The organism is Dapis purpurea BLCC-M126, assembly GCF_050015975.1.
Classification (GTDB): domain Bacteria; phylum Cyanobacteriota; class Cyanobacteriia; order Cyanobacteriales; family Microcoleaceae; genus Trichodesmium.
This window is the reverse complement of record NZ_JBNHER010000009.1, coordinates 22,185-37,659: the sequence shown is the minus strand read 5'-3', so window position 1 is coordinate 37,659 and position 15,475 is coordinate 22,185. Positions and strand designations below refer to the sequence as shown.

The 15,475-nt window shown below is 32.3% G+C and carries 12 protein-coding genes; 5 read left to right on the top strand and 7 right to left on the bottom strand.

Going from position 1 to position 15,475, the window contains the following annotated elements:
* Positions 1–298 precede the first annotated feature (298 nt).
* The 3 genes from ACP6PL_RS02290 (at position 299) to ACP6PL_RS02280 (ending at position 2,954) form a co-directional block, all read left to right on the top strand.
* On the top strand, positions 299–1,246 hold the full coding sequence (locus ACP6PL_RS02290) for a mechanosensitive ion channel family protein (protein WP_426542109.1): 948 nt from the start codon (positions 299–301) through the stop codon (positions 1,244–1,246).
* Positions 1,247–1,835: 589 nt separating this feature from the next.
* Positions 1,836–2,645 carry a mechanosensitive ion channel family protein gene (locus ACP6PL_RS02285; RefSeq protein ID WP_426542107.1) on the top strand — a complete coding sequence of 270 codons (810 nt, stop codon included), beginning with the start codon at positions 1,836–1,838 and terminating at the stop codon, positions 2,643–2,645.
* A 96-nt stretch (positions 2,646–2,741) separates the two neighbouring features.
* Positions 2,742–2,954 carry a hypothetical protein gene (locus ACP6PL_RS02280; protein ID WP_426542105.1) on the top strand — a complete coding sequence of 71 codons (213 nt, stop codon included), beginning with the start codon at positions 2,742–2,744 and terminating at the stop codon, positions 2,952–2,954.
* Positions 2,955–3,841: 887 nt separating this feature from the next.
* Here the strand turns inward: ACP6PL_RS02280 and ACP6PL_RS02275 are convergent.
* The 5 genes from ACP6PL_RS02275 to ACP6PL_RS02255 all read right to left on the bottom strand — a co-directional run bounded on the left by ACP6PL_RS02275 (position 3,842) and on the right by ACP6PL_RS02255 (position 8,906).
* Positions 3,842–4,786, bottom strand: a complete 945-nt coding sequence (locus ACP6PL_RS02275; RefSeq protein WP_426542103.1) for a calcium/sodium antiporter — start codon at positions 4,784–4,786, stop codon at positions 3,842–3,844.
* Between the two features lie 291 nt (positions 4,787–5,077).
* Positions 5,078–6,325, bottom strand: coding sequence for an FkbM family methyltransferase (locus tag ACP6PL_RS02270; RefSeq protein ID WP_426542101.1), 1,248 nt, complete (start codon positions 6,323–6,325; stop codon positions 5,078–5,080).
* A gap of 328 nt (positions 6,326–6,653) precedes the next feature.
* Positions 6,654–7,295, bottom strand: a complete 642-nt coding sequence (locus tag ACP6PL_RS02265) for a J domain-containing protein (RefSeq protein WP_426542099.1) — start codon at positions 7,293–7,295, stop codon at positions 6,654–6,656.
* Positions 7,296–7,432: 137 nt separating this feature from the next.
* Positions 7,433–8,023, bottom strand: coding sequence for an ATP-dependent Clp endopeptidase proteolytic subunit ClpP (gene clpP / locus ACP6PL_RS02260; RefSeq protein WP_426542098.1), 591 nt, complete (start codon positions 8,021–8,023; stop codon positions 7,433–7,435).
* A gap of 193 nt (positions 8,024–8,216) precedes the next feature.
* Entirely contained in the window at positions 8,217–8,906 is a 690-nt protein-coding gene (locus tag ACP6PL_RS02255; RefSeq protein WP_426542096.1) for an ATP-dependent Clp protease proteolytic subunit, read from the bottom strand.
* Positions 8,907–9,280: 374 nt separating this feature from the next.
* Between ACP6PL_RS02255 and ACP6PL_RS02250 the strand changes: the two genes are divergently transcribed.
* Together ACP6PL_RS02250 and ACP6PL_RS02245 are read left to right on the top strand one after the other, a co-directional pair.
* Positions 9,281–10,519 (top strand): vWA domain-containing protein, encoded by a 1,239-nt coding sequence (locus ACP6PL_RS02250; protein WP_426542094.1) that lies wholly within the window; start codon positions 9,281–9,283, stop codon positions 10,517–10,519.
* A gap of 632 nt (positions 10,520–11,151) precedes the next feature.
* A complete protein-coding gene (locus ACP6PL_RS02245; RefSeq protein WP_426542092.1) occupies positions 11,152–12,651 on the top strand; it encodes a cyclic nucleotide-binding domain-containing protein in 1,500 nt (499 codons plus the stop codon).
* A gap of 302 nt (positions 12,652–12,953) precedes the next feature.
* Here the strand turns inward: ACP6PL_RS02245 and ACP6PL_RS02240 are convergent, their stop codons facing one another.
* Together ACP6PL_RS02240 and cysK are read right to left on the bottom strand one after the other, a co-directional pair.
* Positions 12,954–13,631, bottom strand: a complete 678-nt coding sequence (locus ACP6PL_RS02240) for a J domain-containing protein (RefSeq protein WP_426542090.1) — start codon at positions 13,629–13,631, stop codon at positions 12,954–12,956.
* A 511-nt stretch (positions 13,632–14,142) separates the two neighbouring features.
* A complete protein-coding gene (gene cysK / locus ACP6PL_RS02235) occupies positions 14,143–15,105 on the bottom strand; it encodes a cysteine synthase A (protein WP_426542088.1) in 963 nt (320 codons plus the stop codon).
* Positions 15,106–15,475: the final 370 nt, after the last annotated feature.

The window sequence follows — 15,475 nt, the reverse complement described above, 5'->3', positions numbered from 1 at the left end:
ATTTTGTTTAGCGATCGCTATCCCACTATTGAATTGGGAATATGTATGAGGCGATCGCTATCTTAAAGGCAGATATTTTTGTAAATTTTATACTATCATTAATCAAAAGATTAAAAGATTAGAGGTTAATATTGAAGTTAGATTATCTATGCTAGATTATTTTAATTTTCCAGAACAGATAGTTATAGATGTTAGTAGTATTCTGCGTTTACTTGCAATATGAGTAATAGCAATAGTTGCACTTCTAGGAATTCGTAAACTACCTGAACTAATAGGAAAAATAGTATCTACAGAAATTGTGGAAGCATATAAGATTATTATATCTCCGAATAAATTATTAATTGGAGTAGTCATTGCTTTAGCAATATCTGAAATAACTCTTCTAGCTGTTACACCATATTCTGAAGCTTTTATTCTGGAAATAATCCTGAGTTTAATCTTAACTATTACCACTACTTGGTTAGGTTTTAAATTTGTTAAAAAATTTTTTGATATCTATTTAATAGAAGCAGCATTCAGAAGCGATCGTCAAGCTAATAGTGACTTATTTATAGTAGGTAAATTTCTAGCAAACTTTATTATTATTGTTCTAGCTATTATCATTTTTGCTCAAACTCACCAAGTAAATGTATTTGGTTTAATTGCTAGTTTAGGAATAGGAGGTGTAGCAGTTGCTTTTGCTTCCCAAAATACTTTAAGTCAATTACTTGGTGGAATTCTTCTTTATATAGATAGACCTTTTGTAATTGATGACTATATTGGTCTTCCTGATGGAACTTTTGGTAGAGTAGAATCTATTGGTTTACGCTCAACTAAAATTCGTTCTTCTGGAAAAGGTACATTAATAATTGTTCCTAATAATTCTTTGACACAGGTAAATATTGAAAACTTTAGTGCAGCGAAGAAAGTTATGTCTATTTTATATTTAACTTTTTATCGTTATGTAGATATTGAAGAACAAGCATTAATCCGTCAAGTTATCTTAACAAGTACTGCTGATATATTTGGCATTGACCCTCGTAATACTGATATTACCTTTAAAAATGCACGGAATTCTCAATCAGAAAATATTACTCAAGCACAAATTACATTTTTTATTTTAGGTTCTGGTAAAGTATCTATGGATTTTCGTCGTCAAATGCTGGATAATGCCAGTCAAAGAATTACTTTGAAACTTAAGGAATATGGTATTGCTTTTGATATAGAACAACCTAGTATTTATGTTGATTCACCAATTACAGTCTAATATCAATTTTATAAATGCTAAATTTTCTTGAGCAAGGGAGGAGAGGAGTGCAAAAATAAGTAAAAAGATGAATGTAGAAAGTTATCATAAAATAGTTGCATATTAAATAATTATAATTGATTTTCAACCGTATATATTTTGAGGAAAGAGTTATCCAAAAATATCTACTTTCAGATTTCATTATCCCTGGTTGGTCAGCATTTAGATATTCTATTAGTAGTCATGCTAAATCCGATTTATAAAAGCTTATTATAAATTCTTTCTCTTGCCGATTGAGTGTTACTTTTTGCCTCACTTTATAACTTAGCCTATAATAACCGGATATGGTATCAGCTTTTTCTGGCTCATAATGCACTAATAGCTTTTGAATTCATCAGTAATATTAGCTAATCTGCTTGAAAAGTAGCTTTGAATTTTTGCTTGATATTTAAACTTTACTTCCTCTTTCAAAGATAATAAATTAATAGCTAAAAGCTAAAAGCTGATGGCTGAATGCTTAACCTAGTTGTGCAACATTCAGAAAAAAGACCAAAGTCTAAATTGGTTTTCACAAAGCAGCATTAATGGATGATAAATAGTATAAGTTAATATGTTTTTATCAGATATACTTAATCAAGTAAATCAGGTATTTGTTTCTTTGGATGCTACTAGCATTCCTAATTATTTAATTTTCTTTATCTTTGCTTTGGTAGGAATATTGATAGGAAAATATACATCCGTAATATTGGGTGTAATTATTAAAAATTTTATTCCAGGTACAGGGCAAAAAATTATCAATAATTTTCTCGAACCTCTAAAAGAACCTTTTCAATTTGCAGGCACTTGTCTATTAATTTCTCTATCCTCAGCTTGGTTGATAGATTATCAACAATTCTACAAATTCTTTCATCCACTAATAGTTTTTTCTGTAGTTGTTAGTCTGGCATGGTTAGCCTCTCGAGTATTCCGTCAACTTATTAGAATATATGGGGTTAAAATTATTTCTAAATCAGGTTTAGAAAATGAGTTACTCTTAGTATTTGAGACTATAGCAAATGTAGTAATTGGATTTATAGCATTAGTCAGCTATGCTCAAAGTCAAAAGTTTCCACTAACAGGTTTGTTAGCTGGTGTATCTATTGGTGGAATAGCTATTAGTTTTTCAGCGTCCAAAACTTTGGAACAATTTTTTGGTACGATAGTTTTATTTTTAGATCGTCCTTTTATTCCTGGAGATTATATTCGTTACTCATTAGGATCGGGTGAGATATACGCCAGAGTAGAATCTATTGGTTTGCGTTCCAGTAAAGTTAGGGTGGCAGCTACAGGTACATTGTATATTGTGCCTAACAATAAACTAGCTGATGTAGCAATAGAGAATATTACCCGTGGTAAAAAAGTGATGGTTTTATTATATTGAGACTTTACTAAAAAACTTACGGAACAAGAAGAAGCTCTTGTTCAGCAAGTAGGTATAAATAGTAAAGATTCATCAATGGGAATTGATCCAGGTACTATGAAAATAACTATATTTCTCCATGAAGCTACGAATAAAAGTCGTGCAAGAATAAAATTTTTTATTCTTGGTTCTAGTGAAAATTATATTCAACTAAGGAAGCAACTATTAGAAGTTGCAAATCAGAATTTTGCTAAGGAACTGAAAAAATTTGGCATAGAATTTAATATGCAAGAGCCAAATATTTATGTTGATTCCCCAATTACTATTTAGAGTCTGCTGAAATAGTCTTTTGCTAAGGTTAGGAGTTAGGAATTAGATACTGTTTATCAAGCAAATATTAAAAAGGGTAGGAAGCTTTTCTGGCAAAAAATTTATAAATTAGGGCTTGCTGATTAAATATCAAAACATTGACAAATAAAGGCTAAAGCCTTTATTTTCTGAAAAGTTGCAAGGTTTTCGGTATAAAAAGCTCAAAAAATTAGCATTTTGGGCTGACTATGGCAGAAAAATCAAGGGACAATTCTTTATCGTACCTTTTCTATAATTCCCATTTCTCCTGACTCCTGACTCCTGGCTCCTGACTCCTACCCTTACCAAAAGATTTATTCAGCAAACCCTAAATTATAAAATTGTTTTCTGAAGTGAAAATTTTTTTGCGATCAAGAGACGGAAGGGAGTTCTATCCCGCAAGCAAAACGTAGTTTTATCGTGTTTCATGTGTGTAGCAAAACTGAACTCATACCATTTATCCATGAATTTCCGCTTAATAAAAGATAACAACTATCAGTAAATTTCAGGTCTGGGTAATAATTATTAAGCGCATTGTTACATAGAAATTGTATCAGTTATATTGTCTTGCTCTTCTATAGTAGATAGGGATAGGGCTACGTTAAGATTTCTTTGACAAAAACTCTCTTATAGAGGAGGTAGGAGGAAAAATTGTCTCTTGATTTTTTCAGCCTTGTTTGCTCAAAATGCTAATATCAATTCTCAAAAATAACTGCAGACTTAATATTAGGTCTATAATCATAAGAAAAGTTAACGTCAGGAGTACCAAAAATCGAAATTTATATTATTTTTGTACTTACTAATCAGGTATATTCCTTATTGTATTTTGCCTATCTCCTATCAATATTAAATTAATTATATCTAGGTAATTATACCAACCCAAAGATGTTGCCAATAAACCATCCATAGAACAGGAAAAATATCAATCCTTCCCAACGAGTTACCTGCTTATCTTGAGTGACAAAAAAGAATAAAATTGTTCCTGCTAATAAAACTAATAACCCACTGGAAATAACATCTTCAGTAATTACTAAATTACCTGTAAATCTTGGTATTCCCATTACCATTAATGAGTTGAAAATATTAGAACCTAAAACATTTCCTACTGCAATTTCTGGGTTTCCTTTTCTCGCAGCAGAAATAGTAACTATTAGTTCTGGTAATGATGTACCAAGGGCGACGGCACTTAAAGCAATTAACTCTTTAGCAATTTGCAATATTTCGGAAATTTTAGTAACAGATTCAATTGTATAAGTAGCACCCAAAAATACAAATAATGAACTAATAATCACAATTACTATTTGTTTCAGTAGTAAACGTTTATTTGACCTATTTTTGGCTCTTGACTGCTGCTCTTCTTTACCACTACTTATTGTATACAAAACGTATACAACATATCCCAAAATACAGATAATAGCTTCATTTATAGAAAAGTTACTATCTAAAACCGTTAAACTTAATAAAAAAGCCGAACCAACAAATAGTGGTAAATCTACATTTATTAATTCATATTGTATCCTTAAAGGGCTACTAATTAATGATGCAGTACCAATTATCAAGAAAATATTTGCAATGTTTGAACCTATAACATTACCAAAAACAATTTCAGAAGAATTTTGATATACTGCTATAATGGATGATACTAATTCTGGTAGAGAAGTTCCTACTGATACTATTGTTACCCCAACTAAAAAAGGAGAAATTCCTAAATATATACCTATTTTTTCTGCTGCATCTGTAAAGAAGTCAGAAGCTTTGATCAGAACGAACAAGCTGACTATAAATATTATTAGCCAGATAATTAAGTTTTGCATTAGTTTATTGTTTACATTTATATAGAGTAAGCGAAGTCAAACTTAGAATATAATCAAAAGAGTAGTAAATTTGAGAAAAACAAAAAGCAAATTATAGCTATAATTTTTACCTAATTTCCTCAGATATAGCAATCCTAAAAGATTTGTAGAAAATCCAAAAATAGATCAGAAGTTTGACATTATTTTACCTATTGCCTGCTGACTTTTTTCCTGATATTTTTTATCTAAAGCTAAATAGGAATGCTATATACTTTGACTACCATGTACTCCGAGCAAATCTAAATTTTAGTTTTAGTTGGTATGTTTAATATAGAAATTGACATATCTTCCATGATCAAATGCCTTAACAGTTCGATATCTGACTGCTTCTAAAAATTTCCTAAAGTCTTTAATATGATTTTTGGCAACTTCAACTAGCATATCAGGTTGATAACTAGATATCAAATTTTTTGATCCTGCCAAAGCGTCTATTTCTTTGCCCTGGACATCAACTTTGATGAAATCTACTTTTTCACTAATTAATTCATCTAAAGTCACAACTACTACCTCTGTACCATTGATGATATTATCGGCAATTTCTGTTAAACAGAAATCTTTAGCAGGATGTTCTCTTATAAAAGATTTACCATGATTTTTACCAAGAGCATATCCTAATTTAGATAAGTCAATATTACTAACTTGATTCATTGAGATATGCTTCTTCAACGCTGCAATAATTTCTGGATGAAATTCTATGGGAATAACTTTTGCTGCCTGCATAATCTTTGCAAAGTAGACTAAATGATTCCCTGTATTTGCTCCAATATCAACAATAACTGGATTTGATGATTTTAGATTCTGCCGTATAAACTCTAACTCAGCTAATTCATAAAAATTTCCACCGATATTGGCAATTTCTACTGCTAGATTTTTGCCTGTTATTTCAAATCTTATGGGAGTGTTTTGATAATTGAATGAAACTAGATTGTCTCCCTTGAGTAACTTATCAACTAAAGTCAACCAAACTTTTGCAGTTTGATAATTAGGATTAATCTGTAGTGCTTTACTAAATTCTGATTTAGCTTCCAAAAGTTTTTCTTGTCTAATCAGCAAATTACCGATCGCTTGATGAGCTTGAAAACTCTTAGGTGATATTTCTAGGGCACGACGAAAATAATTTAGTGCTTCGTCAAATTTACCTTGTTGAACTAGGCTATTACCAATATTTCCATAAAATTCTAAAGCAGAATCTGGTTTTAGTTGTACTAATTTTTGCCAGTAGGTAATAGCTTCATCTAATTGGTTTAACTCTTGTGTAATTCTCGCTAAAAGATACAAGAGAGATATATTATTTGGATCTAAGGAAAAGGCATATTTATAGAACTGAGTTGCTTCATCTAGCTTTCCTTTTCCTTGCTCTATTAAACCCAGGTTAATCAGGGAAGCTACATGATTACTATCAGATTTTAGTATGTTTATATATATCGACTCTGCTTCTTGTAAATTTCCCTCTTTTTGTAATTGGATAGCTCTTTGGAATTCTTGATTTATGTCTGTCATTGTTAATTTATTCGATGATTTCTTAGTTTGAAATTTAAACAGTTTTCACTGTTGTTAGAGCTAAATAGTATTAATAGCTAATCTAATTGAAAAACTGGCTAAATTATACTTGACAATAAGTATATAGAGCAAATTATTTATATATTTATGCTTAAATATATCAGGACTTACACACCCAAACAAGAAACTGGGGTTTATATTTTTACTTCATATACTTGGAATCTGCTATATGTTCCTAATTAAGTTCTTCATAATGCTCCGTACCGACGCTCAACTTTCAAGTAATTATTTAAAGCTACTGACAATTATGAATCAAATCTACAAATAATCAATAAATCTTTTCCAATTGACGAAAATCATGTTCTACTTCTGCGGATAGAGCGCGGTTTTGGGGGTCTGTTTTAAGAGCTTTCTTCAGATAGTTTCTGGCCTTATCGAGTTTTCTCTCACTAATAAGGTGACGTGCCCAACGTTGATAGGCGATCGCTTGCCACTGTCGTACTTCCCAATCTTGTGGCATTCTCTGAGCTAAACCTTCTACTAGAGCAACTGCCCGAGGGTATCTCTTATATTTTAATAACTGCTTTAAGTGTAAATAATAATTTTGTTTAAGTTGCTTTTCTACTTCTGAAGTGTGGAATTGATTTTTATCTTTTTCTTGCTTACGATTTACCCTAACTTTTGTTTGCTTTGGAGGTGAAGTTTTTGGATATCCAGTTTCTGATTTTGACTTTTTATTCGTTGTTGATGTTGGAGTATAATTGTATGGTAGTTCTGTTTGAGGTGGAGCAACATTCAACAAAATTTTGTAAGCTTCTGTCACTGCAATAAACTTATCTTTAGCTTGCCGATCTCTTGGGTTAACATCTGGGTGATACATTCTTGCTAATCGCCGATAAGAAGCTTTTACTTCTCCTAAAGTAGCTCCTAAGTTTAGCCCTAATTGTCGATAATAATCTGCAATATTCATATTTAACAATTGATAATGGACAATGGATAATTATTTCTGTTAGCGAAGCTTTACGTTTGCCAACGCAATTATCAAGTTCCTGAGATAGACTTTTAATTATTAATTATCCATTATCAATTATCCATTATCCATTAATTTTAACGTTCTTCAATTACTTGGTCAATTAAACCATATTCTTTCGCCTGTTCAGCAGACATAAAATAGTCGCGGTCTGTATCTTTTTCTATCTTTTCCAAAGATTGACCTGTCCGCTCTGCCAACATATTGTTTAATACCGATCTAACACGGAGAATTTCTTTAGCTTCAATCTCAATATCTGTAGCTTGACCACGAGTACCTCCCATGGGTTGGTGAATCATAATTCTGGAGTTAGGTAAAGCTAGTCTTTTACCTTTAGTTCCAGCAGCTAATAAAAAAGATCCCATTGAAGCTGCTAAACCCAAACAAATAGTAATGACATCTGCTTTGATATACTGCATAGTATCGTATATTGCCAATCCTGCTGTTACAGAGCCACCAGGAGAGTTGATGTAAAGATAAATGGGCTTATTTGGATCGTCAGAGTCCAAATACAACATATAGGCTACAATTCTATTAGCTAGGGCATCCGTCACTTCTTGACCGAGAAAGATAATTCGTTCCTGACCAAGACGAGTATAAATATCTATCCATCTTTCATACTGACTGCCAGGAAGACGATAAGGAACACTTGGAACACCTATAGGCATAATATTTTTTTCCGTTTTATTTTATTGAAGACTTATTTCAGTTATCAGTACCTCTTAGAATAGGTAGGATTGAAATACTGAATTGAGCATTTTTTTCATCCCCTAATTAGGGAATACTTGAGACCTTATTTTCTGGGAAAGGTTTTGTCAGTTCTTTTCTACTTGCCAAAACTTGTTAATTTTATTGAGGACTTTAAATAGGAGCAGGTAGAGGTTTTGGTAGTTCTTTTCTACTTGCTAAAACCTGGTCAATTAAACCATATTCTTTAGCTATTTCCGGGGTCATATAGAGCATTCTATCTGTATCCTTAGAAATTTTTTCTATTGATTGACCAGTATTTTTAGAGAGAATATTTAAAAAAGTTGTCTTATTAGCTAAAACTTCTTTTGCTCTAATTGAAATATCTGTTGCTTGACCTCTTGCTCCTGTTTTTGCTTGATTTAGAACGATAGTAGCATGAGGCAAACTTGCCCGATATCCTTTTGTACCTGCTGACAAAATCATTGCTGCTGTACCCATAGCTTGACCAATACATATTGTATGAATTGGTGGTTTTACATAACTCATGGTGTCACAAATAGCAAATGCTTCTGTTTCAAAACCAACTGCATCTCCTGTATACCAAGAAGTACCAGTAGAATTTATATAAAAATAAATTGGTTTTTCAGGATTATCAAATTGTAGATAAAGTAATTGAGCAATAATTAATTGGGTAACATCAATGCCTATATTTCTTTTTACTTCATCGGATGAAAATAATGGTAACCCCAAATAAACGATTCGCTCTTTTAACATTAAAGATTCTAAATCAGGGGGTGGTGTACGAAAAGATGAATCTCCATAGTAAGTGCTTGTTTGAACTGCTTTTATTGGTGAGTTCATGAGATAATTCCTAATAATGATTGTACTATCTTTTGATTATGTTAGCCTGCGTAATATTATTGTAGCGGATACGATTGGTTATTAGTCATCCTCTTGATTAGTTATAATGTAACTCTGATATTTTTACCTAAAACAAGTTTTTTTGTCTAGGTGTGGATTTTACCATAATTATTGGGCAAAAATGGCAGATTTACCGTTACTTGATTTTTAGAGTCAACATTTAGCAAAGATAGTGTTTTTTCTCTAGGTGCAGATTTTACCAGAATTATCTATATTGTTGAGTAATCTAATTTCTTGATATTTATATCGAAATTTTTCCCTATATTTGTGGAGATATCCTTAAATAAGTAGTAGAAAAATTCCTAGTACATTTTATGAAAGTTAATCTACATTCGGCTCTCAACGATACCAATATTGATGCCTCTCAATCTTCATCTCAACGTCAACTGGCCCTATCTATTTCAGCTATGGCTGATGAGTTAGAAAGGACTGTACCATTAAACCTCTGTTTGATTTTAGACCACAGTGGTTCTATGGAAGGAAGACCACTGGAAACTGTTAAAGAAGCAGCCGGACAACTTGTGGAGAAATTAAAGGAAGGCGATCGCCTTTCAGTTGTGGCTTTTGACCATCGAGCTAAAGTAATTGTTCGTAATCAAGTTATTAATGATTCTGCTAGTATTAAGCGTGAAATTAATAAGTTAAGAGCTTCTGGTGGTACTGCTATTGATGAGGGTTTAAAGTTAGGAATAGAAGAATTAGGTAAGGCTCAAAAAGATTCTATTTCTCAGGCTTTTCTATTAACTGATGGGGAAAATGAACATGGAGATAATAATCGTTGTCTCAAGTTAGCAAAGTTAGCAACGGACTACAATTTAACTCTAAATTCTTTAGGATTTGGTGATGATTGGAATCAAGATGTTTTGGAAAAAATTGCTGATGCTGGAGGAGGGACTCTTGCCTATATTCAACGACCAGAACAGGCAATAGAAGAGTTTGGAAAGTTATTTAATCGGATTCAATCTGTAGGACTTACTAACTCTTATTTACGATTCTCTTTAATGTCTAGGGTCAGATTAGCGGAGCTTAAACCTATTGCACAAGTGGCACCAGATACTATTGAATTGCCTGTACAAAAAGAAGGTGATGGGTTTGTGGTCAGACTGGGAGATTTAATGAAAGATGTAGAAAGAGTCGTTCTTGTTAATATTTATATTGGGCAATTACCAGAAGGAAAACAAACAATTGCCCAATTACAAATTCGTTATGATGACCCGGCTCAAAGCAAGAAAGATTTACTTTCGGAACCGATTTTAGTTGAAGCTAATGTTATGCAAAAATATCAGCCTCAAGTTAACTCTCAAGTACAAAATCATATTTTAGCTTTAGCTAAATATAGGCAAACTCAAATAGCTGAAACAAAATTACAACAAGGTGATCGGGCAGGTGCAGCTACAATGTTACAAACAGCAGCTAAAACGGCATTGCAAATGGGAGATACAGGAGCAGCAACTGTTTTACAAACCAGTGCTACTCGCTTACAAGATGGAGGAGAACTTTCGGAAGCAGACCGGAAAAAAACTAGAATTGTCTCCAAAACAATTTTAAAGTAGAGGATACTTTTCTATGAGTTCAGCCAGGGAAATTTTTCCTGGTTAATTATTAGTCTGATATTTTTCCTAGAAATCCAATAATAATAATTATTGCAGTTTTATAAATGTTTGCTACAAAGAGATAATCTTGATTATAATTACTGATTTTTTTGTATGGATTTTTAGCTCTGATTGACCTGCAAAATTATTATTTTCATAATTTTTTTCTTGATGTTAGTAAAAACATAGGTCTGCTCTCCCTTCTTCTAAATTATTTATAACATTCTTTGAGGGATTAGCATTTTATTAATTTAAAAACTATAGAAAATAGTTTTTTTCAAGGATTTATCAAACTATATTGTGATTTTTTTTACTTCTAAAACATCTTTTAAATATTTTCAATTGTTCTCTGTTACTTCCTATATTTAATTTAATGTTCACATTATATATTACAACTGTTTCCTAATTGATGAAGTATATATGTTGATGGTTAATGGAAGTATGGAATAGGGAGCAGGGAAGATGGGTCGGAGGATAGAGAACAAGCAAAAAATAATTACCTCGTTAGTTGTACCACATTAATCACTAAATCTGGTGTAAGTGCAACTTCATAGAGAAATAGTATAAGTAAAAAAAATACAAATAAGTTAAGTATGAATGTTTTTTTTGTACAAGGACAACAATGGTTTCAAAACTTATCTAGAGCATTAACAACTCCACTTTTTTATATTGGAGATAATCATCTTTCTATAAGTGCAATTGTTAGATTAATTCTATTAGCTATCGCCGTCTTAATTCTGGCTCAGAATATAGGTAGAGGAATCAAGAGATTACTGCTAACTCCTATGGGTTTAGACCGAGGTAGTAGAGAAGCATTCGCCACAGTTATTATTTATCTAGTCGCAACTTTAGGAATTTTAATTGTTTTACAAAGAGCAGGTATAGACTTAAGAACTCTTACTGTTTTTGCTGGTGTTTTAGGAATTGGAATTGGTTTTGGACTACAAAATCTTGCCAGTAACTTTATCAGTGGTTTAACCCTATTATTTGAACAGCCAATTAAAGTAGGAGATTTTATCGAGGTAGACAATTTATTAGGTACAGTAGAAAGTATATCCATTCGCTCTACAATTGTGCGTACTCTTGACGGTATATTTGTAATTGTACCTAACATTAAATTTGTCGAAAATAATATTATTAACTGGAGTTACAAAGATCCTAAAAGTCGTCTTCACATTCCAGTTGGAGTTGCTTATGGTACTGATCCAGTCCTAGTAACAGAAGCATTATTAGATGTTGCTAGAGGAGAAAGAAATATATTAAAGAATCCTTCTCCAAAAGTATGGTTTAAAGGTTTTGGTGATAGTTCTTTAGATTTTGAGTTATTAGTTTGGATTGACCATCCTCAAGATAGCGATCCAATTAAAAGTTCTTTAAATTTTTTGATTGAGCATGAATTAAATCAGCGAGATATAGTTATTCCCTTTCCTCAGCGAGATTTATGGTTAAAAAATCCACAAGATTTAAGTCTGTTATTTCAAAACATTAATATTACTAATACCATTGAGAATCAAGTTTTTGAGCAGGATAATATTGCCTCGGAGCAGAAACAGAATAGTATTCAACCTCAGGCTCAAAAATCAATACCAAAATCTCTTAGCAATTGGAATCTGCGTGATTTACTTAAGAGAGTTACTTATTTTGAAAGTTTTACTGATTTAAAGCTCCGACAATTAATAGAATATGGTTATAGACAGTTATTTCCTAAAGGACAAATTATATGTCAAGAAAATGATGTAGGATCTTCTTTTTATATTATTCTTTCTGGTGCAGTTGAAGTGATTTCTGAAAAAAATGGTAAATCTATCGCCACTCTCAACGAAGGTGAATTTTTTGGAGAAATGTCTTTGTTATTGGGTTCTCCTCGTACAGCTACAGTTAAAACTCTCGAAGATTCAATTTTATTTGTGATAGAACAACATGATTTACAAAGACTCTTGGAAGAATCTCCCAGTTTAGCTGTTGATATTTCCCAAAAGCTTTGTGAACGCCGACAAGCATTACGAGAATTAGGATTATTAGATCTGAGTTCTTCAGACAATACTCCCTTTAACCGGATTAGAAGCAGGATTCAAACTCTTTTTGGTATTTAATCAAATAATATACTAACTTTCACCAATACTAGGATATTGTTTATCTGGTAAGCATTCCGCCGTCAGCTTTTACCTAGCCTCCCAAGGTCTTAACTGGGAACTTCAGCATTTATTACTTATTATAATTACTCTCTTTTTTTCTTAAAGGAAGAAGTTATTCATTGATATATTTCAGATAATTTTTATCATAAATAAAAACTACTTAGTTAATATAACTTTTCTTAAACAAATCCTTAATTAATTCATCAAAAAAATCAGAGATAATTGCTAATAACTGAATACTTACTTCATCTATAAAAAAATTATAAAATTTCTTTTATTGATATTTGTGCTTCCTGGCGCAATCTTGCAGCAATTCTAAATAGTTCTTGACCTGTATGTAGATAAGAATCATCGTAATTTAGAGTAAATAATTCTAAGTCTTCTATTCCATCACTAAGTTGATTTAAACAGTAATATAAATGAGCTGCTACTCCGGCAAAGTTAGATGGATTTGGCTGAGAACTAAATAAGTTATGAGCTTTTTTAAGTAAACCGCGAGAAATTTCTAAATAATCTTGAAAAGATTCAAGCAATTGATCGTCAAAAGGATCGGCAGCCAAATAATCAATTTCACTTTTTAGAGGTTTCAGTATTTGAATTATAATTTTGTTAACTGGTTTATAGACTTGATTCAACCATTTGTGCAGATGTTCATCAACATTCTTGCCCCTTGTCTGGTGTTTTTGATAATCTTGGCTAGTTTTTCTATATTTGTGAGAATTTTGATTAAGTTGGTGATAATCGTAAGACTTCCTTCGTTGAGGATCGCCTAACACTTCATAGGCTTCATTAATTTTAATAATACTTTCGTGATCTGCTATATCTGTATTAGTATCTGGGTGAAATAACTTGACTAAACGACGATACGCCTGTTTAATTTGTCCCTGAGTTGCTGTAGGAGTAATATCTAAAATTTTATAATAATTAGAAGTTACCATGAACCATTTCTATTCAATAACTACAATAATTATAGAGACCATAAATAGCTTTTGAACAAATATTAGATTGGAGAAAATATTTTTAAAATATCTGGCCTAACTTTTCTTGATATATGGTTAATATTCATGTGACATACTCTTAGACCAACTTTAAAGCATCGTCTAGATTATTGTTTCGTAGTCTCAGTCTTTCTTTAGCCCCCCAGAGGTTCTAAGACAGGAATACCCTATCCCTCATTGACCAACAGCAAATATATCTATAATCTAATAATTAGTCAGGACTTACATATCGGTTCAGCTAAAAACAATGCAAAATTACATAACACTATAGTTTTTAGCGGTTCTATTAGTAAGTCCTAATTACCGTAATACTAAACAACACTATACTAAGCAGATACACAAAAAATTAATTACATGGATATTGAGGTTAAACCTCAATTAAATCATTATCGGATGTGTAAATAATTTCGTTCAGGTGCTTAAATAAATACTGATGACACTATTCAGATAGCTAGCTTACTGTGGCTGGAGTCTGTTGTGGTTCTTGAAAAAGTGGGGTACTTAAATAACGCTCCCCAAAACTAGGCTGAATCATTACTATTAATTTGCCATCATTTTCTGGACGCTTACCAACTTCAATAGCTGCACAAAGAGCAGCTCCTGTAGAAATACCAGACAGAATACCCTCTTCTTTTGCTATACGACGACCATAGGTAATTGCCTCACTATCAGGAATTTGAATTATTTCATCAATAATATCCGTCTTCATTACATCTGGTATAAAACCAGCTCCTATTCCCTGAATTTTATGTGGTCCAGGTTTTCCACCAGATAATACTGGACTGTTATAAGGTTCAACAGCGATCGCTTGAAATTCTGGCTTTCTTGCTTTAATTGTCTCTGTAATCCCTGTAACTGTCCCACCAGTACCAACACCAGCGACCAAAATATCTACTTTACCATCTGTATCTTCCCAGATTTCTAGTGCTGTAGTTTTACTATGAATTTCTGGATTAGCTGGATTCTGAAATTGCTGTAACATATAGTATGTGTCAGTGGATGAATCCACAATTTTCTGTGCTTCGGTAATAGCACCTGTCATACCTTTATTACCAGCAGTTAAGACTAATTCTGCTCCATAAGCGCGTAACATAGCACGACGCTCCATACTCATTGTTTCTGGCATAGTCAAAATTAGCTTGTAACCCCTAGCAGCAGCAACCATTGCCAAAGCAATACCTGTATTGCCAGAGGTTGGTTCAACCAATGTTGTTTTCCCTGGTGTAATCAAACCTTCGCGCTCCGCTACATTAATCATATTTACACCAATACGATCTTTAACTGAAGCCGCAGGGTTCATTCCTTCTAGCTTTACTACTATTTTTGCTAGACAACCTTCTGCTTGAGGAATACGATTGAGTTGTACTAGGGGTGTCCGACCGACTAATTCTGTAATATTATGAGCAATACGCATGATATATTTATCACTAAAAATAAACTTAGGGTTCTACCAATAACATGATAGAAAATGGTTATTTAATCTTAACCATTAAGACCTCAGCCATAAGCTTAATTGACTCAATAGTCCAAATAGGTATTGAGAGACTTAAGTCCAATTAAAAGTATAGGTAAAAGCACATCCATTAATGAATGGAACACTAATTAATCAGGACTCCGAATCAAGTCTTGATTAAGCAAAAATTTGGTTTAAAGCCAATTTTTAACTTTGATTGATCTTGGGACACTGTTCAACAGAAAAAGCTGACTGCTGACAATTTAATCATAAATTTTAGGTTTATTCTTAAACAACTAAACTATTGTCTACTCTCTCAGATTTTTCCCAC